This is a genomic window from Alkalicoccus halolimnae (assembly GCF_008014775.2).
Taxonomy (GTDB): Bacteria; Bacillota; Bacilli; order Bacillales; family Salisediminibacteriaceae; genus Alkalicoccus; species Alkalicoccus halolimnae.
Window position 1 is genome coordinate 3,156,336 of sequence record NZ_CP144914.1, and the last position, 24,040, is coordinate 3,180,375.

The 24,040-nt window shown below is 45.7% G+C and carries 18 protein-coding genes; 6 read left to right on the top strand and 12 right to left on the bottom strand.

The annotated features are described in order from the left end of the window. Positions 1-453: 453 nt before the first annotated feature. Positions 454-1,299 carry a hypothetical protein gene (locus FTX54_RS14495; protein ID WP_187254540.1) on the bottom strand — a complete coding sequence of 282 codons (846 nt, stop codon included), beginning with the start codon at positions 1,297-1,299 and terminating at the stop codon, positions 454-456. Between the two features lie 336 nt (positions 1,300-1,635). On the opposite strand from FTX54_RS14495, the gene FTX54_RS14500 reads away from it, so the two are divergent. Then, a complete protein-coding gene (locus FTX54_RS14500) occupies positions 1,636-3,123 on the top strand; it encodes an AbgT family transporter (protein ID WP_147803817.1) in 1,488 nt (495 codons plus the stop codon). A gap of 276 nt (positions 3,124-3,399) precedes the next feature. Here FTX54_RS14500 and FTX54_RS14505 read toward each other — a convergent pair whose 3' ends face one another. The 10 genes from FTX54_RS14505 to FTX54_RS14550 all read right to left on the bottom strand — a co-directional run bounded on the left by FTX54_RS14505 (position 3,400) and on the right by FTX54_RS14550 (position 17,495). After that, positions 3,400-3,546: a hypothetical protein gene (locus tag FTX54_RS14505; protein WP_187254539.1), complete on the bottom strand. Its 147-nt coding sequence runs from the start codon at positions 3,544-3,546 to the stop codon at positions 3,400-3,402. A 669-nt stretch (positions 3,547-4,215) separates the two neighbouring features. Next, positions 4,216-5,121, bottom strand: coding sequence for a ribokinase (rbsK, locus tag FTX54_RS14510; protein ID WP_147803743.1), 906 nt, complete (start codon positions 5,119-5,121; stop codon positions 4,216-4,218). Positions 5,122-5,462: 341 nt separating this feature from the next. Next, complete coding sequence (locus tag FTX54_RS14515; RefSeq protein ID WP_147803742.1) at positions 5,463-9,032, bottom strand: GH32 C-terminal domain-containing protein; 3,570 nt, start codon at positions 9,030-9,032, stop codon at positions 5,463-5,465. Between the two features lie 911 nt (positions 9,033-9,943). After that, positions 9,944-10,543: a YesL family protein gene (locus FTX54_RS14520; RefSeq protein WP_147803740.1), complete on the bottom strand. Its 600-nt coding sequence runs from the start codon at positions 10,541-10,543 to the stop codon at positions 9,944-9,946. Between the two features lie 21 nt (positions 10,544-10,564). Further along, entirely contained in the window at positions 10,565-12,043 is a 1,479-nt protein-coding gene (locus tag FTX54_RS14525; protein ID WP_187254538.1) for a glycoside hydrolase family 32 protein, read from the bottom strand. 133 nt (positions 12,044-12,176) lie between these two features. Then, positions 12,177-13,031 carry a carbohydrate ABC transporter permease gene (locus FTX54_RS14530; protein WP_187254537.1) on the bottom strand — a complete coding sequence of 285 codons (855 nt, stop codon included), beginning with the start codon at positions 13,029-13,031 and terminating at the stop codon, positions 12,177-12,179. Between the two features lie 5 nt (positions 13,032-13,036). Further along, positions 13,037-13,939, bottom strand: coding sequence for a carbohydrate ABC transporter permease (locus FTX54_RS14535; protein ID WP_147803738.1), 903 nt, complete (start codon positions 13,937-13,939; stop codon positions 13,037-13,039). Positions 13,940-14,040: 101 nt separating this feature from the next. After that, positions 14,041-15,414 carry an ABC transporter substrate-binding protein gene (locus FTX54_RS14540; RefSeq protein WP_147803737.1) on the bottom strand — a complete coding sequence of 458 codons (1,374 nt, stop codon included), beginning with the start codon at positions 15,412-15,414 and terminating at the stop codon, positions 14,041-14,043. Between the two features lie 143 nt (positions 15,415-15,557). Then, on the bottom strand, positions 15,558-16,556 hold the full coding sequence (locus tag FTX54_RS14545) for a LacI family DNA-binding transcriptional regulator (protein ID WP_147803736.1): 999 nt from the start codon (positions 16,554-16,556) through the stop codon (positions 15,558-15,560). A 474-nt stretch (positions 16,557-17,030) separates the two neighbouring features. After that, positions 17,031-17,495, bottom strand: coding sequence for a competence protein ComK (locus tag FTX54_RS14550; protein ID WP_147803735.1), 465 nt, complete (start codon positions 17,493-17,495; stop codon positions 17,031-17,033). A gap of 437 nt (positions 17,496-17,932) precedes the next feature. On the opposite strand from FTX54_RS14550, the gene FTX54_RS14555 reads away from it, so the two are divergent. The 4 genes from FTX54_RS14555 to FTX54_RS14570 all read left to right on the top strand — a co-directional run bounded on the left by FTX54_RS14555 (position 17,933) and on the right by FTX54_RS14570 (position 20,810). Further along, on the top strand, positions 17,933-18,430 hold the full coding sequence (locus tag FTX54_RS14555) for a sigma-70 family RNA polymerase sigma factor (protein WP_147803734.1): 498 nt from the start codon (positions 17,933-17,935) through the stop codon (positions 18,428-18,430). A 428-nt stretch (positions 18,431-18,858) separates the two neighbouring features. Beyond that, complete coding sequence (locus tag FTX54_RS14560) at positions 18,859-19,248, top strand: GntR family transcriptional regulator (protein WP_147803733.1); 390 nt, start codon at positions 18,859-18,861, stop codon at positions 19,246-19,248. Continuing rightward, complete coding sequence (locus tag FTX54_RS14565; protein ID WP_147803815.1) at positions 19,232-20,113, top strand: ABC transporter ATP-binding protein; 882 nt, start codon at positions 19,232-19,234, stop codon at positions 20,111-20,113. Before FTX54_RS14560 ends, FTX54_RS14565 begins: the two co-directional genes overlap by 17 nt. Then, a complete protein-coding gene (locus tag FTX54_RS14570; RefSeq protein WP_147803732.1) occupies positions 20,106-20,810 on the top strand; it encodes a hypothetical protein in 705 nt (234 codons plus the stop codon). Before FTX54_RS14565 ends, FTX54_RS14570 begins: the two co-directional genes overlap by 8 nt. A gap of 263 nt (positions 20,811-21,073) precedes the next feature. Here the strand turns inward: FTX54_RS14570 and FTX54_RS14575 are convergent, their stop codons facing one another. Then, positions 21,074-22,411 (bottom strand): acetyl-CoA hydrolase/transferase family protein, encoded by a 1,338-nt coding sequence (locus FTX54_RS14575; RefSeq protein ID WP_147803731.1) that lies wholly within the window; start codon positions 22,409-22,411, stop codon positions 21,074-21,076. A 243-nt stretch (positions 22,412-22,654) separates the two neighbouring features. Between FTX54_RS14575 and FTX54_RS14580 the strand changes: the two genes are divergently transcribed. Then, positions 22,655-24,004, top strand: a complete 1,350-nt coding sequence (locus tag FTX54_RS14580; RefSeq protein WP_147803730.1) for a C40 family peptidase — start codon at positions 22,655-22,657, stop codon at positions 24,002-24,004. Positions 24,005-24,040: the final 36 nt, after the last annotated feature.

Genomic DNA, 24,040 nt, shown 5'->3' on the forward strand with positions numbered 1-24,040 from the left:
ACAGCCGGTTCCGCTTTCATAGGAGAGCAAGTCCGGGTTGGAGTCAAGTTTTTCTACATTTATAAACACCGGCCTTTAACAGAGACACTCGTGCAAAAACCTTGCATCATAATAGATAAAAAAGGATTTCTATAGGAATGAACCTTCCGATCTATACAGGTGGTATGAATGATTTTCAGGAAGAGGTCTTCGTTATTAGAAGGCAGATTCTGCTCTGTCTTTTTACCGTAAGCTGAAGGTCACATGGGGGCGACTCCCTCGGAAAAGGTCGAGCTCCACTCCACCCGACGGAAGGGAGGGTGGAATTAGCTGATGCAGGTCCGTCCGGAAAGCTCCTCCACGGCAGGTCAGTTGAAGCGAAGTTTCCTATATTTATCAACAATAGACTTTGCCACAGCTTATTTTAAAGCCGGTTTTTGACCCATTTTCCTTGATTAAACTCCTCGAACCTGCTTATACCTGAATGAAGATAAACGCCATTATGGCAAAGGTAACGGCTAAAACACCCCGCCTGTAACGGCTTTCTTCCCTTCTTATAATCGCATTTATCCATAGAAGAAAATAACCGAGGCACAACAGAAAAGTTATAGTAAACAGTCCGTCGCGCACATTCCCGATATCATCAGCGAACAGGACAAAGAATGCTCCGGTAATAAACGTCCATAACGGCAGGTGGTAATCAGGGAGCTCCCTTCTTTTTCGTCCTGAAAAATACAGCTTCAAAAACCACAGAACCCCCGTCAGGTTCAGGATAATCCCAGATTCCATCCAGTAGCCTGTAACGTAGGAAATAAGCAGAAAAGCAAGAGCCGCTGTGCTTACCATCAGACCGTAGCGCTGCCACCAGAGCAGCATGTTATTTGACGCCGCCGCTTCAAAAAAGGGAACTTTCCCCTTATACAGACTTACATAACTAAGCAGCCGTCCGCTTTCACCATTCTCAATCATTTTTAACAGCAGCCGCTCACTGAGCGCCCGCCGGTCAAATATCCTTATGTCAGCGCCATTATGCAGCATCTCCTGGGCCATTAAGGATTCCCCCAGACACGCAAGGTAGACTAAAAGTGTAGGATACCCTGCCATTGAAATATCCGGGTTAATCTTTTCTTGCTGGATCATCTGCTTCAGGCTTTCCGGATCACGGTCTGTAACGGCCTTTTTCACGAGAAGGCGATGTTTTTCGGCAGCAGGGCTGTGATCGTGTTCGTAGCAGTACCCAAAGCCGACATGACCAGTTTTTGCCCCTGAAGCATTAGTACAGTCCGTCCCATCCTCCAAACGCATGCTGCAAAGTTTCAAGCCGCACCACCCCTGTTTTAATCTCGAATACCTTCTCCTGTTCATTTTAACATTTCCCTTACAAATAAATACAGAAAGCTTAGGAAAACCTTCCATAAAGACCGCAAAAAATTTTTGAATTCTCTGAACTATGCCACTATTAAAAATTCATAAAAGAGTATTCAAATTATCGTAAAATACCTTTATACTGATTTGAGAAATAAAATACCGTTCATTTTAATTATAACTTTTGTACATAATTTTCAGAATGTTGTTTATTATGAACGATTGAAATTGGAGGTAATCAGCGTGACCGTTCAGCAGAAGCGTAAAGGGTTTTTTCAGAAATTTTTGGATATGATCGAGGTTACGGGAAACAGACTTCCCCACCCGGTCACGATTTTTGCAATATTATCACTCGTTGTGATTGGTCTTTCCGCCGTCGTTTCCAGTCTTGGAATTCGCGTGGAGCACCCCGGCGAAGAGGGAGAGATTGTTGAAGTAACCAACCTGATGAATGCAGAAGGACTTCAGTATATTCTCACCTCCATGGTAGATAACTTTATCGGCTTTGCCCCGCTTGGCGTCGTACTTGCCACTATGCTTGGAATTGGACTTGCTGAGCGTACGGGGCTTATCAGTGCCTGTCTGCGCGGGTTTGTACTTTCTGTACCGAAAGTACTTATTACAGGAGGTCTCGTTTTTGCAGGGATTATGTCGAGTGTCGCTTCTGACGCCGGCTATGTTGTCCTGCCGCCACTAGGTGCTGTAATTTTTGCTGCTCTCGGACGTCATCCGCTCGCTGGACTCGCAGCGGCCTTTGCCGGAGTATCGGCCGGATTCAGTGCCAATCTTTTCCTTTCTGCGACAGACCCAATGCTCGGCGAACTGACGATTTCCGCCGCAGCCATTATTGACCCTGCCTATGCGGAAGGCATGAACATCGCAATGAACTATTACTTCATTGCTGCTTCCGTCTTTTTGCTGACGATCGTCGGTGCCTGGGTTACCGAAAGAATTGTCGAGCCGCGTCTTGGAGAATATAAAGGGGATTACCGTGAAGAATTAAACGGCCTTACTTCTTTAGAGAAAAAGGGCCTTCTCTGGGCAGGAATTTCCCTGCTCACAGGTGTTGTCCTCTTTGCACTTACAATCGTTCCTGCAGGCGGTGCCCTGCGTGGAGAAGACGGCGCTGTTATGCAGTCTCCGTTTATGGATTCACTCGTGCCGATCATTGCTATTCTCTTCTTCCTGCCGGGTCTGGCCTATGGCCTGGCAACGAAAAATATCCGCAATGATAAAGATGTGGCCAATCAGCTCTCAGATACGATGGCCGCAATGGGTATGTTCATCGTACTTGCCTTTACAGCCGGTCAGTTCGTGGCCTACTTTGCTGAATCGAATATGGGACTCGTTCTCGGAGTTTACGGTGCAGAAGCACTTGAAGCAATGAACTTAACCGGAATACCGCTGATTCTTGGATTTATAGTCGTCGCAGGGTTTATCAACCTGTTTATTGGCAGTGCCTCTGCCAAATGGGCGATGATGGCGCCGGTATTTGTTCCGATCATGATGCAGCTCGGCTATTCTCCTGAGATGACACAGATGGCCTACCGTATTGCGGATTCGACGACAAACATCATAACCCCGTTGATGACGTATTTCGCAATCATTATTGCCTTTGCTCAAAAATACGATAAGAAAATGGGAATCGGTACTCTTATATCCGTTATGTTCCCTTATTCGATTATCTTCATGATTTTCTGGACCATTATGCTTATCGTATGGATGCTGCTGGGACTCGATCTTGGGCCCGGTTCACCTATTCAATACAACCCTCAATAGAAACTCTGAATAAAAAAATGTTTTAAGAAAGAACCCCGATGGAGGCTGCCCTTCATTTCGGGGTTCTCTTTTTTCAAGACAGCCTTGAAATAAAACATCTTTTATATCTTGAATACCATTTTTGTTTCCAAGGAGGCCCGCCCGGAAAGCGTCCCCATGGAAACGAAAGCGCACGTTCATTACTTAACTGCTTTATTTTCAAGGAAGCCATTTTCAAAAGAAAAGGACCTCATCAGCTGCCCTTATCAGCTCATGAGATCCTTCTATTTTTATCTTTTAAGAATAATAATTCTGTTGCTCTCTTTTTTCTTCCCGGTAACTGATGAGAAATTCCCTTACTTCTTCCGGCCGAAGTCCGAGAATTTTTGCTTCCTGCATCAGTGTTTCCCACTGTCCCACTTCGTTCGCTGCCCTGTCCTGCATAAAGAAACCCTCCTTTAGAAAATACACCCAAAAAATGTCTGTCAACGTCTGTTATTGAGAATATATCACAGTTAAGGTAAAAGATATGCATAAATTTTCGGAAAATAAAGAAATATTATAAAAACAGTTATTTAAGACTATTATTGTATTTTTTGATAAAAACACTTTAAAATAAGGAAAATAAAGGATTTATAGGTTTTTTATGTTTTTATTTTTAGGTATAAAGACTATCATACTTAATGAATTGGTAATTTAATTGTTTTCTAATTAATTAATAAAAGGGGCATTATTATTTCGTACTTTTGTTCTCTAAAAAGAATTTTATATTTGACGCTGTTAAGGTTAAAAACTTTTCCGTGAATAAAGCGAGTTTTTTCTTAGTTTTCCATTACATTCTTTTCTGTATTGGAAAAGCTGACAGAACAGACTCAACTGGATATAGGCATGCCGGACAATGATATTAATTATCAGATGTTACTCTTTACCAATCTCGTGTTAGTTCCACGCATTTTAGCAGCACTTTATAATTAATAAAGCTTTCGTTCATTCCAAATCATTTTTAACTGCCGTTATAACGCCAAATCTCCCCCGTTCAAAAAAAGCCTGCTTATCCTCGTTATAACAGGCTTTTTACTCTCATTTGTTTTCCATGCGGCAGAACGCTTACCGTTACAGCCGCTTTAATTCTTCAAGCCTTGCCATAGCGGGGGCTGTCCCTGTCCTCGTTACAGAAACAGCGGCAGCTCTGTTTGCCAGCAGGCATGCTTCATGAAGTTCCATTCCCGTGGAAATAAAATGAGCCAGTGCTCCATTAAAAGCGTCTCCCGCACCTGTTGTATCCACTGCTTTTACAGGTTCACCAGAAACAGTAAACTTTTCATAGTTGTTCATGACAAAGCAGCCTTTTCTCCCGAGAGTGATAATAACGGTAGAAACCCCTCTGCTCAGAAGAATGGCCGCAGCTTTTTCGGCAGAATCTTTATCCGTCACGGCAACGCCTGTCATTTCCTCTGCTTCTGTTTCGTTCGGAGTCAAATAAGTTACTTTCTGCAGGAGGCGGTCAGGCAGCTCTCTGTAAGGAGCCGGATTTAATATTATCTCTGCACCTTTTCGGAAAGCAAGCTCTGCCGCTTTTTCTACTGCCCCCATGCCCGTCTCAAGCTGAAGCAGCAGAACCGGGGCTTCCTCAAATACTTTTTCTGCCTGTTCCACTTCGCCTGCGGAGAGATGGCCGCACGCTCCCGGAGTAACGACAATCATATTTTCCCCTTTATCATCAACTGCGATTAAAGCCGTTCCTGTAGGGGCTTCCTCGGTTTCTATAATATATGTATCTGCAATGCCTTCTTTCATAAAGTGATGCTTTGCCTGCTCTCCGAATGCATCCCTGCCTATTTTCGTCACAAATACGACTTCCGATCCAAGCCGTGCCGCCGCTGCTGCCTGATTGCCTCCTTTCCCCCCGGGACCGGTCTGAAAGTCCGTGCCGATCACCGTTTCCCCCGGCTTCGGCAGCGCAGCTGTGCGGGCTGTTAAATCTGTAATATAGCTTCCAACAATAAGTACATCCGGCATTTCTCATTCCTCCTTATGGTTATCTGTTAACGTTACTAATTTTAAAGGGACAATGCCTCTTCCAGCCGACAGCAGGAAGCCCCGGCGTCTGCCGAATCATCTTCCCCTTTTAACGAGGCTTTCTTATTCAGCTTACTATACGCTTCCGGAAATACAAAATCATGCTTTCTGTTATTGGTTTATATAATCTTTACTGATAACAGGTAAACGCTGCCCTGCCCTCCGTACATCTGTAAAATTTAAATGCCTTCCCAGCCGATGATGGGAAGGCATTTAAAATATTCACCTTTTTCGAGAATAAAATTTTCAGGAAGAGTTATTCTCTGGTTTTGGTTCGTTTCTTAATTATTCTTCTGTCCCGGAGGTGTGTTTCCAGGAGGGCCGGGAGCCCACTCGGGTGGTCCCGGGGCCCAGTCCGGCCGGCCTTTGCCCTTTTTCTTCTTTTCTTTCTTTTCCTCGTCTTCTGCATGGTAATAGGTGACGAGTTCCTCATTATCAAACGTTGTATTTAAATCTACCGGAATATTAACATTGTCAAGATTAATGTGGCCGAACCCTTCCGTGCGGTTATCCACTACCTGAAAATAAAATTCTTCTCCAACATCATCTGACATATCCCAGCTGACTCTTCTGTATTGCTCAGATTGATTTCCTGTAGCGGTCTTGACCTTCGTTTCATCGTCAGCGCGTATAAGAGCCGCGTACAGGTTTTCCTCATCTCTTCCTCCGGATATCAGGAAGTCGATCCGGCCATTGCCTCCGAGTGTAAACACTTCGGAACGCATTTCTCCGGTCAACTCGTCTCCTCCAAGCTCAGGATTAAAACCCCAGTAGTGGTAATGATTCGGATCTACAGCAGTATGAGCCTGATTAAATGAACCTCCCCATCCCCAGTCATCTGCATCTGTTATATGTTCATCCTGAAAAGCATCACCTTCTGTCACTTCCCATCCTGATAAATCACCTGTTTGGAAATCATGGTTCGGGAGTGACTTGTTAGGGGTCTCTTCCAGACTGTCTCCGCTCATCGGAGGAGTTTTTTCTCCATAGGCCGAGTTCATTTCCCAAATGTCAGCAGAGACAATTTCTGCCTCTCCACCTTCTGTCCATATATCAATTCCCATGGCATCAAGGGTTGGATAAACTCTTGAAGTGAGGCTGCGCTTGCCTTCTGCATAAGCTTCAATCATGGAACGATCCAGGAAGATCTCAACCTCCAGCGTCTCATTATTAAGCTTCAGTTCTCCTTCATGTCTGCCTTTTCGAACGTCCGGGTCCAGACTCGACTGATTGCGGTCCAGTCCAAAACGCTCTTCTTCAAAGTTGTAGTACATCATCGTTTTCTCTTCTCCGCCTTCACTTTCTCTTAAATTCAAACCAACTATTTCAGCATTTACATTCTCAATTTCCAGATTTATTTCCAGTGTGTCGCCTTCGACTTCTTTTAATAGAGAACTCAGCTCTGCCGGTGTTGTATTTTTCTCGGAAAGCAGCTGTTTCCCACGCAGATTCTCAGTTTCCTCAATCGGTGCTATTCCCAGTTCATTATCTTCCGTTAATGTCAGAGACAGCGGCAGTCCGGCATTATGTGCCCATCCTGCATCATAGTGAGCCTGTTCCGAACGGCGGTCCTGGGCTATGCTGTAAAGAATAGAACGTCCATCATGGTTTTCAAATCCGCTTGGACCCGTAAAGTGTTCCCCATAATCAAATAAACGAGGCTCCTCATGATCAGGGACAAATTTATTGTTTTCCCGGTCCCACTCGCCAATCCAGTGCCATACATATTTTACATCATGCTCACTGTAGCCGTCGTACCATGGATTAATAAAGAAAGCGTATTTGTCTGTTTCTTTTCCGTCTTCGTCTTTAAGCGGTAAAAAGACCGGAAGTTCCCAAACGTGTCCTGTAGCAGGATAGCTGCCGACATCTCCCGTGAAAAACGGTCCTTCGTATTCCCATTCGTAAAGGTCTTCTGACGTATAAAGCAGCGCCGTTCCTCCGACGTGGGTCTCTCCGTCCTTAATGCCGGAACTGACGAGCTGATACCACGTGCCGTCTTCTTCCCAGACGTACGGATCACGGAACTGTCCGTACATGATTTCTCCTTCTTCTGCATGCAGATTTTCTTCCTGCACATTTACCGGTTCATCATGCATGTTCCAATTGGGAAGATTGATGTTTCCATCGTCCGAAAACGTGCTTTCGGCAAGTCCTACCATCTGATTCGGTGTTTTACTGTCGTCTCCTGCTGTAAACAGAAGCACAGGCTCTCCTTCTTTATTAAATGCTGCATCACCGGACCATACGCCGTCCGGAGAGATCGAATCTCCTATCGGAGCGAGTGCAATCGGCATATCCTCCCAGTGAATCATATCGTCACTGACCGCATGCCCCCAGTGTATATGGTTCCAGTAAGGACCCTGTGGATTGTGCTGATAAAAGATATGATACCTGCCTTCATAATAAAAGGGAGCGTGTGGTTCATTCATCCAATGTTCCGGAGAAATCAGATGATACTGAGGGCGGTGCCGATCAGCGTCATAACGGCTCCGATCATAGTCCAGCTGCGGCTCTGAAATTCCGCTTTCGAACTGCTGGTCGTAGCTTTCCAGCACACTGTCCGCCCCATAAGAATTGCCGTGAATTTTTAATTCATCGATCAATCCGTTAAACATATTAGCAGTGAACACTCCATTGATCAAAGCCGGCTCGTTATGCTTTCCAATTCTTAAAGGTTCATCTGATGGCTGGAACCGGGACCCGGAAGGAAGTGCTTTTTCTCCGGCTTTTTCGCCATTTAAGAAGAGCTGCATTATGTTGTTATCACCATCAAGAACAGCAGCGACGTGCGACCACTCATTTTTTTCCAATGGAGCGTCTTCGTCTGCCGAAAGCTCAAACCAGCCGCTGTCCATTCCTATTTCAAACGACCAGCTTCCATGCCTCCCCATTCCAAGGTTGAAGCCTTCTTCTTTAAGGGGATCATGCTGATTAATAATGGTCGACTTCTTGTTTTCATTTCCCCATTCGTAAGCACGGGGAGCTACCCATGTTTCAATCGTAAACGTGCTGTTCAGCTCGGTGAAGTCCGCGGCTTCCCGCTCGATCCAAGTTGAATAGCCGTCAAACAGCAGTGCCTCCCCGGAAATACCTTCCCGCCACAGTGGAGGAGTCGACGGTTTATCAACGGCATCATTGAATACGTAGGAAATATCATCCTCATAACCGACCGCTCCGTCGAGCGTTTTATCGCCGTCACCTTCGTCAAACGACCAGTGGGAAACCAGATCCGGCAGTGGTGCTTCTTCATCAGCGCTGCCGTCTTCACTATAATAAGTCTGGAAATCGTCAACGTTAATATGGCCCCAGCCGCCCTCGTAATCATTAACGACTTCAAAATGGAGCTCTTTCCCTAAGTAATCTGATGCATCAAGCACGAAGCGTCGGTACGTTTCTCCGTTCTGATCATTGAACCGGTCGTTGGAAGCACGCATCACTTCTTCGCCGGTTTCTGAATCAACGAGAGCGACATAAAGATCCTCGCTGTTATTTCCGCCCCCAAGTAAAAAGGAAACCTGTCCCGTCCCTGCCAATTCGAAGGTGGAGGACTTGATTCTGCCGGTACTGTTATCTCCGTCATTTACAGCTCCCCAAAGATGGTAGTCTCCTTCGTGATTAAAAGGAACTCCTTCCCAGTAAGTAGACTGGGAGGTAACGTTCTCATCACTGAAGGCATCTCCCTCTATTACTTCCCACCCTGAGAGGTCCCCCGTTTCAAAACCGGGATTGTCAATTTCATGAGAGGAAGATTCAGCAGATACCTGCTGTGCTGTGTTCATTAAAAAGAAACTGGAAGCACCAAGTAAAATAAGGGATGCAGCGGCAGTCGGCTTTTTTATACTAGTCAAATACGTATGCCCCTTTCTTGTTTCGATTTTTAAATGATGGTGTTAAGTAGTCAGAGGTGAAGGTTATAACCTGAGGTTTTTATATGGATATGAGCGCAGTGAAAGATGTCAGCTCCCGGAGGAGGAAGCGCTGTCTGAATTGGAGGTCATGTACATTGTTCGGTTTTAACTCCCTGACTTCTATTATGAAATTGATTCGACTAATTTCTATCTATAAAAATAGCTGTGTTAAAGCTGTTGTTGATAAATACAGAAAGCCCGCTGGTTAAATCAGGAAGGTACCAGGGTAGAAGCCAGTGCCAAGGTGATTTTTCAAGACCCCTGCGGAAAAAGAAAGCGGGAAGATCCTCCCGGACGCAAGGGAGGGAGAGCTGAAGGCTTTCTCCACGGCAGGCGAAGAAAAAGGAGCCGCAGACAATCCAATAACAACACGGAGCTTTAACAGAGACACTCATGCAAATATTTTTGCACCATGAAGCATGAAAATGCCCTTTTACAAGAATAGAATTTCCCATCTATAAAGGTGGTATGAATGATGTTCAAGAAAGATCTTCTTTAGTAGGTGGCAGATACTTTACTATCTTTTTACCGTAAGCTGGAGTGGCCATGGGGCGACTCCGGGGCGATCAAGGACGAGCTGAAGATCCATCCCTCCGACCGCAGGGAGGAAGGGATTAGCTGAGGCCGGCCCGCCCGGAAAGCGTCCCCATGGAAACGAAAGCGACCATTCATTGCTTATCTGTTTTATTTTCAAGGTAGCCTTTTTAATAAAGTTATCTTCTGTCATCGTGAGCCGGAAAGATAAGTTCCCTTTTTTCGCGTAAGAGCCAAGTCTGTTGTTGATACATGTAGAATACTCCGCTTCGGCCTGCCGTGGAGGGGATTTCCGGTCTATTCGGAAGCTGAGCGGTTCATTCCCTGCTCCCGAATAGAAGAACAGCTGCGCCGCATGCAATACTTACACTGTAAACCGGCATTAATCCGGGCATCATTGAATTGGCAGCGTAAACAGCCACGATTCCAATCAGCAGAAAGAACATCTTTCCCGGAGCGAACACCATTTTCTGCAGAGCAGGCAGGATGTCACTTTTTGTGATCTTCCCCCCGGTCTTTTCTGCAAGTGTGACCCCCATTACGAGAAGCCAGCCTGCTCCAAGAAAGAATACAAGGAGGGTGCTGAAACTGAAGACATAGAATATAAAACCGCTTAGAGAGCTGATAAAGTAAAGATTCCAGTAAACCACTACCGCAAGTAATACAAAACATACAGTAATCAGATTACCTCTTACAAAAGCGGAACGGTACGTCTGCCAGAAGGTGGATACTAAAGGAGGATCTTCCCCTTTCTGCCAGCAGAGAATCAATCGGCACATGGCAATCCATGCTGGATAGAATCCGAATACAATCATCCCGGCCAGTGTAAAACCGATCCACAAAAGATTTACAAGAGCTAATTTCATCATCCAGTCCGTAATCCGGTAAATAAATCCTGACGTACCCGAAAGCTGCATTTTCTTCTCCCTCCCTGTTCCTTATTTCCAGACAGAATGCATTACTTCTCCTTTTAAATGGATTTCAGAACTTCCTTTTCCTGAAATATAGTAGTTTGACTGATTCTCCGGCAGAATTAAATTGCACATCGTCTGTTCTCCATCATTGATGAAAATCTCTACAGAACTTCTGTCGACTACAAAAAGTAATTTAAGCATTTCTCTGCTTTTATCGAACGGGGCTGTAGTAACGGCGGGGAAATCTTTATGAAAACTGCTCATTTTCATTTTCGCACGGTCAAAAGAGATCGTTCCCGCTTCTGCATTAACTTTCACCTCACACCCCGGAGCGTCCGCATTATCAAACAATTCAAACGTAGCAGGCTGCTTTTTATCGAGTGGAATGCTTACTTCCAGCTTAAACGGAGTGGAAGGCTGCTCACAGATGATCTGCTTTGTTGTCTGCATAATCTCGACCGATTTTTCTATAAAAATATCTCCTGTATAGGCTTCCATCTCCGCCGCCGGCAGCTGCGTCAACTGGAAGCGGCCGTTCTCTTTCTTTATTACATTTACTTCCCTCGGAAGACTCATCGCACTCCGCCATGGCTCAGTAGGGACCTCGTTGGCATACTGCCAGTTACTCATCCAGGCAAGCCAAATCCGGCGGCCGTCCATTTCCGGAATGTCCGAAAACGACTGGGTGGCATAATAGTCTTTTCCGTAATCAATCCACTGAACATCCTCCGGAGCTGTATCTGCTGTAAAAACCTTTCCGTCAAAGTTTCCGAGGAAATACTGGCCTCCTGATCCCCCTGCAGCTGCACCGTCTCCGATATCCACCTGTAAGACCCATTTGCTGTTTTCTTCGCCTGGTACGTAAAACGCCAGAAGATCAGGGCATTCCCATACTCCTCCATGCGCACCGTATTCCGCTCCAAATACGCTTGCAAATTCCCAGGTTTTCAAGTCTTCGGAAGTGTAAAACATTACTTCCTGACCAGCAGCAAGCACCATTACCCACCGGGCGGAATCGTCGTGATAAAACACTTTCGGATCACGGAAATCAATTTTCCCCGGATTCGGAATAACCGGATTGCCTTCATATTTAGTCCACGTTCGTCCCCGGTCCACGCTGTAAGCTATACTCTGCTGCTGAAAATCTCCTTTGGCACTTGTATAAACCGCCACCAGGCCATCCTCACCATCAAAGAATCCGCTCGAATCCTCCCAGTCTACAACAACGCTTCCCGAAAAAATCATTCCCAGCTCATCCGGTGCGAGTGCTATCGGCAGGTGTTTCCATGCAAACATATCCTCACTTACTGCATGACCCCAGTGCATCGGCCCCCACTGTCTGCTGTATGGATGATATTGATAAAATAAATGATATTCTCCCTCGTAATAAACCATTCCATTCGGATCGTTCATCCACTGACTCTCCGGTGTGAAATGCAGCTGTGGACGATACGGTTCCTCATAAGTCTCCACTCCCGCAGAAGACTGCATCGGCTTTTTCATTCTCATCACTCCTTGTCCTATTTTCTAAATATTTATTTCAGGTATGTTCAAAACTCCCGCTGAGTGAGAGGAAGCCAGGGCACTGCGTTTCTCCCCGCAGAATCTGCCCGGAACCCTAATCTTCCAACAGGGATTAATTTTTAGAACCTGTATGAGCGAGCCCCTGCACATAGTATCGCTGCAGGAAAATAAATATGATCAGCATCGGCACCGTTGCTACTGTCAGAGCAGCCATAACCTGCCCCCACTGTACCGGCGGCTGGTTCATAAAGTACTGCAGCCCGATCTGTATCGTTCTCATACTGTCATCGTTCGCCACTACGAGCGGCCAGAGAAAATCGTTCCAGTGGTTAATAAACAGGACAATTGCCACTGTCGCAAAAACCGGCTTGGTCAAAGGTACGATAATTTTAAAAAAGATACCCAGCTGGGAACACCCGTCTATCTTTGCCGCTTCCTCCAACTCTCTGGGAAAATCCAGTAAGAACTGGCGGAATAAAAAGATCGCAAAGGCGTTCGCGATAAAAGGGACTATTAAACCTGTATACGTATTCACCCACCCCAGGTTGAAAACAAGCACATACAGCGGCAGAAAAATACTTTCCGGCGGAATAATCAGTGTCGCAATAATGACGGCCAGCCAGAAATTTCTAAAAGGAAAGTTAAAGCGAGCCAGAGCATAACCTGCCATCGAGTTGACTATTAAACCAAAAATAATAATTCCTATAGTGTAAATCAGGCTGTTCATGATATAGCGCATCAAATTAACCCGCTCGAACGCCATCACGTAATTTTGGAAATATCCCCCGTCTATTTCATTCGGAAGAGGAGGCAGAAAGGCACGAAAAGAAGTCATATCCCGAAAAATCAGTAAATCTCCTTTTAACGAAGACATGATCATCCAAACCAGTGGAAAAAGAAAGATAACAGCGAGCAGACTGGTAATTACGTAGAGAAGAATTTTTTTACCTGTTCGATTTTTTTCCATCTGTATCAAGCCCCCTCTTCCCTGGCAAGAATTCGCTGTACGATCGTTATAATAAGTACCATCAGTGTAAACACAACCGCCATTGCCGAAGCGTATCCTACGTCCCGGTAGTTAAAGCCGACTTCATAAATATGATAGACAAGGGATTTTGTAGAACCGAGCGGTCCGCCCTGGGTCATAATCATCGGCTGCACGAGCAGCTTGAAGGCTGCAATGGTAATAGTAATGAAAATGAAAACCGAAATGTTTTTCAAACCAGGCAGCGTCACGTGTAGAAATTTTTGGAACTTGCTTGCCCCGTCAATGTCCGCCGCTTCGTAAAGGTGATTCGGTATATTCTGAAGGCCGGCGAGAAAAATCATCATTTGAAAACCGGCACCCTGCCATACACTCATCGCAATAATGGAATTCATTGCCTGATCAGGACTGGTCAAGAACGGCTGGGCAGGAATTCCGAACACACCGAGCAGTTCATTGATCAACCCTTCATTCGGGTTGTACATAAAGGTCCATAAGATCGAAACAACGACCAGCGACATCACGACCGGTGAGAAATAAGCCGTCCGGAAAAATACTTTAAAACGCAGCTTTCTGTTTACAAGCAGTGCGAGCCCAAGCGCTACACTGATCTGTATAGGCACAACAAGAACGGCAAAATATATCGTATTTATAAGCGCCTGCCTGAACTCTGCATCACCTAAAATAGTTTGAAAGTTGGCCAGCCCTACGAAATTTTCTTCTCCAGGGCGAAGTATGTAGAAGTCGGTTAAACTGTAGTAAAAAGCTGCTCCCATCGGATATAAAAGAAAAATACCCAGTAAAATAAGTGCCGGAAGTAAAAATAAATACCCTGTTACTGCTTCTTTTCCCTGAAGGGTTTTCATCCTGAATTTTTTTGGCCCTGCCATCGATCTCCCTCCTTCGTTTTCTTCTGGCTTGCTATAAACAGGAGCTGTCCCAAAGTTTCATTAGGACAGCTCCCGAAAACTTTACGATGAATAAGGGAGCTTTAGTCGTTGAAACGCTCCAATTCCCGTTCTACCCGCTCCACCTGCTGATCCAGCGTTTCCTGTACATCTTCGCCTAGAGCAGCCGCATGGAAGGACTGGGCAAAAGCGTCAGTTAAAACCGGATAGGCCGGTGTCTGCGGCCGGGCTTTAGCTGTTTCTGTTACCTGCTCACGCATAATGGACCAAGGCAGTTCATCGTAGTGGTCCATACTTTCAAAAGCAGAGTGCCTTACCGGAGGCATGCCTGTTACTTCTGACAATCCGATAGTAGACTCTTCATTGGTTAACCACTTCATGACTTCAAAAGCTTCTTCCGGGTTTTCCGTTAACGACGTAATACCGTAAGCCATGCTGCCTGAAGGGGATACGGGCGTTTCTTTATAAGGATACGGCATCATGCCCCAGTCCACGCCTGCTTCTTCAGCAGTTACAGAAATCCATGGGCCTCCAAGAGCCATCGCCGCATTTCCTTCTTCAAACTGCATCTCACCTGGATTTAAATCTACGACTCCTGCTTCAAATAATGATTTAATATACTCAAAGGCTTCTACAGATTCCGGACCGTTCAAGTAGCCATCCGCTGTAGATCCGTCTTCAGAAAGCAGCTCCCCATCGTTCGACCAGACAAACGGTGCACCCATAAATGTCATCCACTCACCGACTCCGTAGTTCATAAACAGATTTAATCCATAGCGGTCTTCTGTTGTCAGGGCCTCTGCATGCTCCATAAATTCATCCCAAGTCCATGCCTCATCCACGGACGTTGGTGCTTCAATTCCTTCCTCTTCAAAAATTTCTTTATTGTAATAAAGTGGAATGGAGGCTTCCATCGCTCCGAGAGAATAAAGCTCCCCATCATAAGATCCCTGCTGAATAATGGAATCAACAAAGTCGTCCAGGAATTCCTCATCCACATATTCATCGATTGACTGAATAACATCTGATTCAGCAAAGCTGGCTACATAAGGACCATCAAGTGCCAGAATATCAGGCAGATTGCCTGCTACGAGTGCTGCATTTATGCTGTCACTGTAGGAACTTCCGCCATCATCAATAATTATTTCAGCCGTTACGTGGATATCGTCATTTTCTTCATTGAATGCATCAATTCGTTCTACATAAAAGTTTGTTTCATCTTCCCCTGTCTGATGAATCCACATATCAAGCTGAACAGATTCGTCACCTGATGCTTCTACAGTCTGATCAGCCTCTCCTGTTTCCATTGTGTCAGGAGCTTCGTCACTGCTGTTTCCTCCATTGTTGGAAGCGGTCTCGTTGTTGGATGATTCCCCGGATGACTCATTTCCCCCACAGGCTCCGAGCAGTACGGCAGACAGCGTCAGTGGAGCAATCCACTTAGACATTTTTTTCATAATAAATCCCCCTTATTTGTAATTATAAAAACCAAGGCAGCAGATCAGTGCGGACGGTAGCAATTCACCTCCAAAGAAGAATATAAACGTTTACGTAATCGATTACGTAAAGGTTGTAAATAACGGACCATGCTTAATTTTTTTCAACATGATCCTCTCACTACAAGCTTAGATGGAAGCCGGTAAACTTCATACGGCTTATCGCTTCCCTGAATTCGTTCTATCAGCAATTCCACGGCCTTTTTTCCAAGTTCATAGGAAGGCTGTTTTACAACGGAAAGAGGGGGCGAAGTAACTTTCATCCACTCATAATCATCAAAACCTATAATGGCTGTTTCTTCCGGTATTGCTTTGTCATTTTTTTGGAGGCAGTGGACAGCTCCCATTGTCATGATGTTGTTTGCAACAAAAAGTGCAGTTATATCTTCTTCCAGCAGTTCTTTTGTAAGCTGTTCTCCTGCTTCGAAAGTAGCTGGAGCTATTTTTACCAGGTTTTCATTATACTTCATCCCGTGTTCTCTCAATGCCCGGGAGTATGCTTCAATCCGTTCGTCACTCGTCGTGATTCCGAGCGGCCCTGTTACATAACCGATTCGCCTGTGGCCTTTTTTGATCAGCAGATCAATCGCTTCGTAAGTTCCTGCTCCACTATCAATCAGAACGGTATCACTAATAACTTCTTTCGGTTTACGGTCGATGAAAACAGTGGGGTATTCCCCGTGCAGGTTGTCGCTGTAATCATGAGTGTGGGAATCCACAGGTGCGATAATCAGCCCCTCTATAAACTGCGTGTTAAATACTTTGATCTGATCCTGCTCCACCTCAAGATCCTCACTGCTGTTACTTAAAATTAAGTTATATCCATTTTCCTTTAAAACTTGTTCAATTCCATTTGCTATGGACATAAAGAAAAAATTAGATGTGTCAGAAGCAACAAGCGGAACAAGCAGGCCGATAATATTGGATTTTCTACTGCGGAGGCTCCGGGCTACCGAATTAGGACGGTAATCGAGTTCCTTCATTGCAGCATGGACCTTATTTCTCGTGTCTTCAGCTACATGTCTTGTCTCATTAATTACATGGGAGACTGTAGCAGTTGATACCCGGGCTTTTTTCGCTACATCTTTCATGCTTCTATTCATAACAGCTCCCATTCCCTTACTGCAAAATTGATAAAGCAATCGATTACGTAATCGTTTACATTACTATAACCTCTGCTTTTTTCTTTGTCAACCTACTCTGTAAATTCTTTTATTCCTGCAGGTATTTTCTATGTTGACTCTTCAGAATCGATTTCATAATATACATTTCAAGTTATTTTAACGAATGTTTTATCAATTTATAGTTTGATTATTCGTATATAAAATCGGATGATTGAAACGGCAGACGGCGGCTCCGGCGGGATAAAGCGAAGTCTGAAAATCCATTCTTCCTGTGTGAAGCACTGGAAGAATTAGTTGAAGACGAGCCCCGCGGAAAGCGTCCGTCTGAAGTGGAAATCATTCACCATGTTCGGAAATCCCTTTCTTACAGCGACTTATGAAATTGATTCAAAATGGAAAATACTTTACAGCAGTAAATATGTAATAAAAACGATCCGCTTCCGGATCGTTTTTCTATGAAGACGTATCGAGTGTATGCAGCAGATGGTACGTCCGGTGCATCTGTTTTAATGCAATATAGTGTGACACCGGAAGACGGACCTTCTCTCCATGACGGGTCTGCAGAATGACTATATCTTTTTCACCCGGCTCTTTGAGGAACGCCCTTGCGTGAAGTGGAAAGACCCAGTGGCAGAGATGGTGAGTCGGAGACCGGGTCGGGAAAGCTGCAATATGATCCCGCTCGTAGATCAGCACCGGCACTTTTTTATCGCAGTTTAAATACTTCTTTGCTGCCTTCACCCTTCCATCGTAAGAAGAAAATCCCAGAAAACAGTTTTCATTGATTATCTCCCATGGAGACTGCTTCACATAGAGAATCTGCTCTTTTTCGTGCACAATCGTACCGCCCTCCGCTTCAAAGGCAGGGGCGAGCATTACCGTATCAACGGTAATGATGTATTCACTTGTCGTCTTCATCAGATTGGTACTCCTCTTCAAGGTTAATTAGTAGAAATAGACAAATACAGTACGCATAAGGAGTGTCAAAAACGTTATATAAAGAGGGCAGATAGAAATAGGCCTTTGGAATGCAATATCTTTTTTTCTATGTAAATGCAGGTTTTAAAGCGGATACAAACGAGTTTCGGGGATATCTACCCTAATATATGTAAAACGTTCGACCTAAATAAATAATATATCAGCTTCTCCCATATATCAATCTAAATTGTAAAAATTTTAAAATCAGCCCTTTTCTGTTTTTTTCTCTCCGGATACTTCACGTTTGCCCCGCTTAAACATCGTGTTCGTCTTCACTAACTTCAAGAACGTGCGTTCGCTTTTATAACTCTCTTTTTTTATGATGCAGTTACCGCGGAAAACATAGAGGAAGCGCGCTCCTCCAAAAGGAAGAGAAAATGAATAAAGATTGTTCGTTCGACATCGTTCTTGACCAGTTTATGCCGATGGTGTTCGGTGCCGTCAAACGCTGGAATCTGTACAGGGAAAAAGAAGAATTTGAGCAGATCGGCCGTATTGCACTGTTTGAAGCGTGGCAGGTATACGATCCGGAAAGTGGAGATTTTGCCCCGCTGGCAAAAAGTTATGTCTACGGGCGAATCCGTCAGGAGCTGACACGCCGGGAGCGTTTCCAGAGCCGTTATTTTGCTATGGAACCAGAGCTGCTGGCCAACAGCGACAGCCTTTCCTTTAACAATACCGAAGCTGCCGTCCTTCTGAAGGACTGGATCGAGAAAGCAGGATTGACCCCGAGAGAAAAAGACTGGGCGAGTGCCTACATTTTAGAAGACATGAAGCCCACGGACATCGCCGCCTGTTACGGGGTTTCCGTTACCACTGTGAAAAGCTGGCGTAAAGCGGCTCTGAAAAAACTCCGAGGATTTTCGCTCGATTAGAAAATAGGCAGTGCGGTGACGAAAATTTCGTCATCGCACTTTTTTGTGGTGATCACCCGCGGGTTGGCGGCAGAATTACGGCAGACCTTCATAGACCCCCGGCTGATTAATAAAAGAGTCGCACAGATTAACAGAACCTTCTCCTGAAAATGGAGAACTTTAAGTCGTATTAATAGAATCTCTCCCAATTAATAGAAGTGTGCAGTTTAACAGAACCTCTTCCCCAAAATGGAGAACTTCATGCCGAATTAACAGAACCTCCCCTCCAATTAAAAGAACTGCTCCCCCCTCACGTCCCCCTCCCAAAAATGCGGCACAGCACTTTCTGATGTCTTTTCTCATTCGAAAATACCTATTGACAACGCCGCTCTTTGCATTATACTTATATACATAACTATATAACCTTATTACTCAGGGCGGTGAAAATAATGAGTACGGACTTTCATAGTAAGAAGCCGATTTTCAAGCAGATAAAAGAGCAGCTGGAAGACCAGATACTGGATCACAGGCTTGAAGAAGGAGACAAAGCTCCATCCACAAATGATCTGGTGGGATTTTACAAAGTCAATCATCTGACGATTGCCAAAGGAGTGAATGAACTGGTGGATGAAGGAATTCTTTTTAAGAAAAGAGGGGTAGGCATGTTCGTCGCCGACGGTGCGGAGGAAAAGCTGATCGCAAAGCGGCGCGCCGCTTTTGCAGAGGACTACGTAACTGATTTATTAAACGAAGCGGAGAAACTGAAAATTTCTGAAGAAGAGCTTATTGAACTGATTAAAGACAGGAAAGGACGTGGCAGCTATGGACGCGGTCATTAAACTCCATCATGCCGACCTCAATTTCGGCAGAACAAAGGCCCTGAGTGATATCAACCTCACGATCGACGGACCAAAAATATACGGACTGCTCGGAAGAAACGGTTCGGGTAAAACGACTCTTCTCTCACTTCTTGCCAATTACCGCGAAGTTACGCGGGGAGAGCTTACGATTAATGGAGAACCTCTGTTTGAAAATGAGAATCAGGTTTCCAACGTGCACTTCACTTTTCAACGGAAGTTCAAAGAAGAAACTGAAAAGGGAAAAGACATATTAAAAGATGCAGCTCATTTTATTCCGAGCTTTGATTTAGACTATGCGCTCAGCCTGGCAGAGAGATTTCAGCTGGATCTTAACATGCCGATGAAAAAACATTCCACCGGAAGAGCCTCCATTTTTCAAGTTATAAAAGGCATGGCCTCCCGTGCTCCCGTTACCATATTCGACGAAGCATATACCGGGATGGACGCCCCTTCCAGGGAACTGTTTTACGAAGTTATTCTGGAAGAACAGGCGCTGCATCCGCGGATTTTCATCTTGTCCACTCATCTCATTTCCGAAATGGAACACTTATTCGATGAAGTGATCATTCTTCATGATAGTAAAGTGCTGCTCCATGATAATTATGAATCGCTGCTTTCCCAGGGGGCTTCTCTCACGGGAAACGCCGAAACGGTCGATCGATTCGCTTCTCAACTGAAAGTATTAAAAGAAAAGCGTCTCGGAAGAACAAAATCGATTATTATTTTCCAGCAGATAAATGACAGGCTGCTGCAGGAAGCAGAAGAAGCAGGCCTTGATATTGGCAATGTCACGCTGCAGGACGTATTCACAAACGTGACGAAAGGAGAGGAGCCGCATGAATAACATAAAAGATACGGCAGCAGCTTTATTTATTGAGCAGTTCAAATGGGCGTTATGGTTTACCGGTATTATGACGGCTATCCGCATCGTCCTTCACATTGTAGATCATTTCGTTGAAACGGAAGACCTTCCGGTAGATTCATTTGTCGAGTTTGCCTACCAGCCGGGTAAAATCTTTTTGCTCGTTCTCGGCATTATGTCTGCCTACTACTTTTTAGGTACGCTTATCGAGCACGGAAAAACGAGAAAAACGTTTTTCAAATCGACTCTGATCTCCGCCGGGCTCCTTGCTGTCACTCTTCCCATATTCGCTTTCGTACTCAATGTCGTTGAAAATTTAATAATCACTCCGGCTGTCGATACTGCTGTTATTAATAACACCGCTTTACAGACTTACAGCATCACTGCTTTTCTCGCCTTTTGCTTTACAATCTTTCTCTATTACACCTTAGGAATGCTGATCGGCATCGGCTACTACCGGTTCGGCTGGCTTTTTGGATTCGCCTTTGTCGCTGCAGGACTGCTCACGCTGCTTATCGAGAGCATGATCTGGGGTACAGAGTTCTTCCTTTTCGGAATAGCTCTTGATAATCCGGGTACAGTCCCCCTCCCAGCCCTGGCTCTGACTGCCGTCCTTGCCGCCGTCATCAGTTACGCTGCTTTCCGATTCATTAAGAGAACCCCTGTAAAATTAGAGTAATAAAGGAGGAGCAAACGGGATCTTCGTTATTAGAAGACAGATACTTGCCTGCGTTTTTACCGTAAGCTGGAAAGGACATGGGGCGATAGAGGAGGAACCCCACCCCGCCCGACCGAAGGGAGGAAGCGATTAGCTGAAGCCGGTCCTGTGCCCCATTGGAACCGAAAGCGCACGTCCATCGCTTATCTGCTTTACTTTCAAGGCAGCCTTAATAAAAAATCCCGGTGTGCTTTTTCAGCACATCGGGATTTTTACTGTTTCCATTACCAGATCATCCGCTTTTCGGCTTCTGCCTGCAGTTCCTCCCTAAAGTCGGGATGGGCAATCGCAATCAGCCTCTCGACGCGCTCGTGAAGCGCTGTTCCGCGCAGTTTGGCAATGCCATATTCCGTCACAACGTAATCCACATCGTTACGGGAAAGTGAAACCGCTGCCCCTTCTGTTAGACTTGGGACAATCTTGGAAATGGTCTTTCTTTCCTCTTGACCAGGGACACGGATATCCGCTGTAGAATAAAGGGCAATAAAGGATTTTCCGCCCCGCGATTTCTGTGCTCCGACAGCCGTATCTGTCTGCCCGCCGGTTCCGCTGAACTGCCGGTGGCCGATCGCTTCTGAAGAGCACTGTCCGCTCAGATCAATTTCAAGCGTCGTGTTGATGGAAACCATCTTCTCATTCTGTCCGATGACATACGGATCATTAACGAACCGTCCGTCCAGTATCTGAACGCCCGGATTATCATCGATAAAATCGTACAGTTTCTGCGTACCGAGCGCAAAAGTCGCAACCATCCGGTTTGGGAGAAGTGTTTTTTCCCGCCCCGTGATTGCCCCTGCTTCAAACAGATCGACCATCCCGTCAATAAACATTTCCGTATGAATCCCGAGATCTTTCTTGTCAAACAGCTGCGCGGTCACCGCATTGGGGATGCCGCCGATGCCAAGCTGCAGCGTGGAGCCGTCTTCAATTTTATCGGCAATCATCTTACCGATCACTTCGTCTTTTTCGTTTGGCGGCGGGGATGGAAATTCCGGAATCGGAAAGGCATTTTCTACGATCACATCAATTTCACTGATGTGAACGGTTGTATCCCCGAACGTGCGCGGCATATTTTCGTTTACTTCAATAATCGACGTGCGGGCACTTTCGATCATTTTCCGCTCATATGTGGCACTGAGTGATAAAGATAAATATCCCTGCTTATCCATAGGCGATGCGGTACCGACAAAGACATCAACCGGCCGGTGGTCCCCGCGGCGCTCGCCGGCTAGATGGAGGTGATTCGGCACAAACGATACGGTCTGCTTTTCATGCATCTTCCGCATGTTCGGCGTATAAAACCACCCTTCCATCAGGAAATTCCCTTTATATTCTTCGTTCATATAATAGTCGTACGGCATCATAGGAAGACACGTGGAAATACGGACGTCCTGCACCCGGTCCGCTATCGTATGCAGCTCCGAAAGCAGTCCGCGCGGTTCCGCCGCAGCCATCGCCGAAACGATATGATCCTCCGAATGGACGTGCTCAAGTGCACCGGCGACCGACATTTTTTTCGTACTGTAAAGCTCTTCGTATTTCTTTTTCAACGTTTGATTCATGCAGACTCTCCTCTTTCTGATTCTCATAGTCAACTCAGGAAAAACTCTCGTTACATTTTACCATTTATAAGCGGGAGTATTCCATTTCCAGCGGAATTAAAAATAACAGCCGGAGAACAGGAGCTTCAGCGAACAAAAAAACTGCCGGTTTAAGACCCCCTGCGCACACTGGAAGCACCTTTATTTACACGAGGCAGGTTTTTCCACTAAAATAAAAAGGAGTTGAGAAAGGAGGGGCCACAGTTGGCAGAAGCAAATAAAAAAAGTCCACTTATTCCCCTTCTCATTCTTTTTGGACTCGTCGCCGCTTTGTTTCTTTTTATCCCATGGGGAGAAGAAGAGGAAGAAAGCGGAGGTGAAAAATACGATCACGATATGGACACCGAGCCCTACAGTCAGGGAATTCTGGATACCGAGCTCGACTATTCAATAGATGATTTTATCCAAAAAGCAGAAATTTTGGAAGGGACCGATTACCAGTCCGGGGGGGATAACCCGGAAGAAGGGTTTAATTCCTCCGGATTCGTACAGCACGTATATGAAAACGCCACCGGCATCCGGATGCCCCGGCTTGCCGCTCATCAGCTGGACCTTGGAGAAGACGTCGGCCGCAACTACCTGCAGACAGGTGACGTGGTCTTTTTTGAAAGCGAAACACTGATGTCCGGGATTTATCTTGAAGAGAATGAATTCATGACCGTCACGGAAAGCGGCGGCGTAGAAAGGCTGCATCTCGACGACGATGATTTCTGGTCCCGAAATTACATCGGAGCCAGACGACTGACAGAAGAAGAGATTGAATCGCTCCATCCGGGCACATACAGCGATCACGACCACCCCGCCGTCCGCGAAGCGATGAACTATTTAAGTACCCCGTATGAATTCGGAGGCGATACGCTCGAAGCGTTCGACTGTTCTTTTTTCATCCAGGAGGTCTTCCGTGATAGTAAGAACGTATTCCTGCCGCGAGTCACACTCGATCAGTTTGAAGTCGGTGAAGATATCCCCGAGGAAAACCTCCGCGAAGGCGATGTCCTTTACTTTTCCGATGTGGATGTGGAAGACAGCTTGCGCGAAGAAGGGGAAGTGACCCACGCTGGTATTTATGTGGGTGATGGATTTATGATTCATGCCAGCCGTACGGAAGGCATGACGCAGATTTCCAAACTGAATGATTACTGGAGCGATGCCTTCACAGGCGTAAAACGATTTGATGACATGGCTCTTGAAGGCGAAAATCCGGTCGTAGAGCGTGCCTCCGCTTACTTGAACGTTCCTTTCAAGAGCGGCGGCGAAAACCCGGACAGCGGCTTTAATACGAGCGGGTTTGTCCGTCACGTGTTTTCTGAGGCACGCGATGTCGATCTGCCGCGGAACGGCCGTGCGATGTGGAATAACGGTGAAGAAGTTCCCCGCGAGGAGCTTCAGCCGGGAGACCTTGTATTTTTCGACGGATCCCAATCGCTGCTTCCCGGTATTTATGTCGGCAATAATCAATTCATGATCACAAGCGAATCTTCCGGAGTAACAACCCGCCACCTCGATGACAGCGACTTTTTTGCCGATCTTTATGAAGGGGCAAGAAGGTATTAGCTGATAAGTCTATAATCGATGAGCATTGGAAAAGGC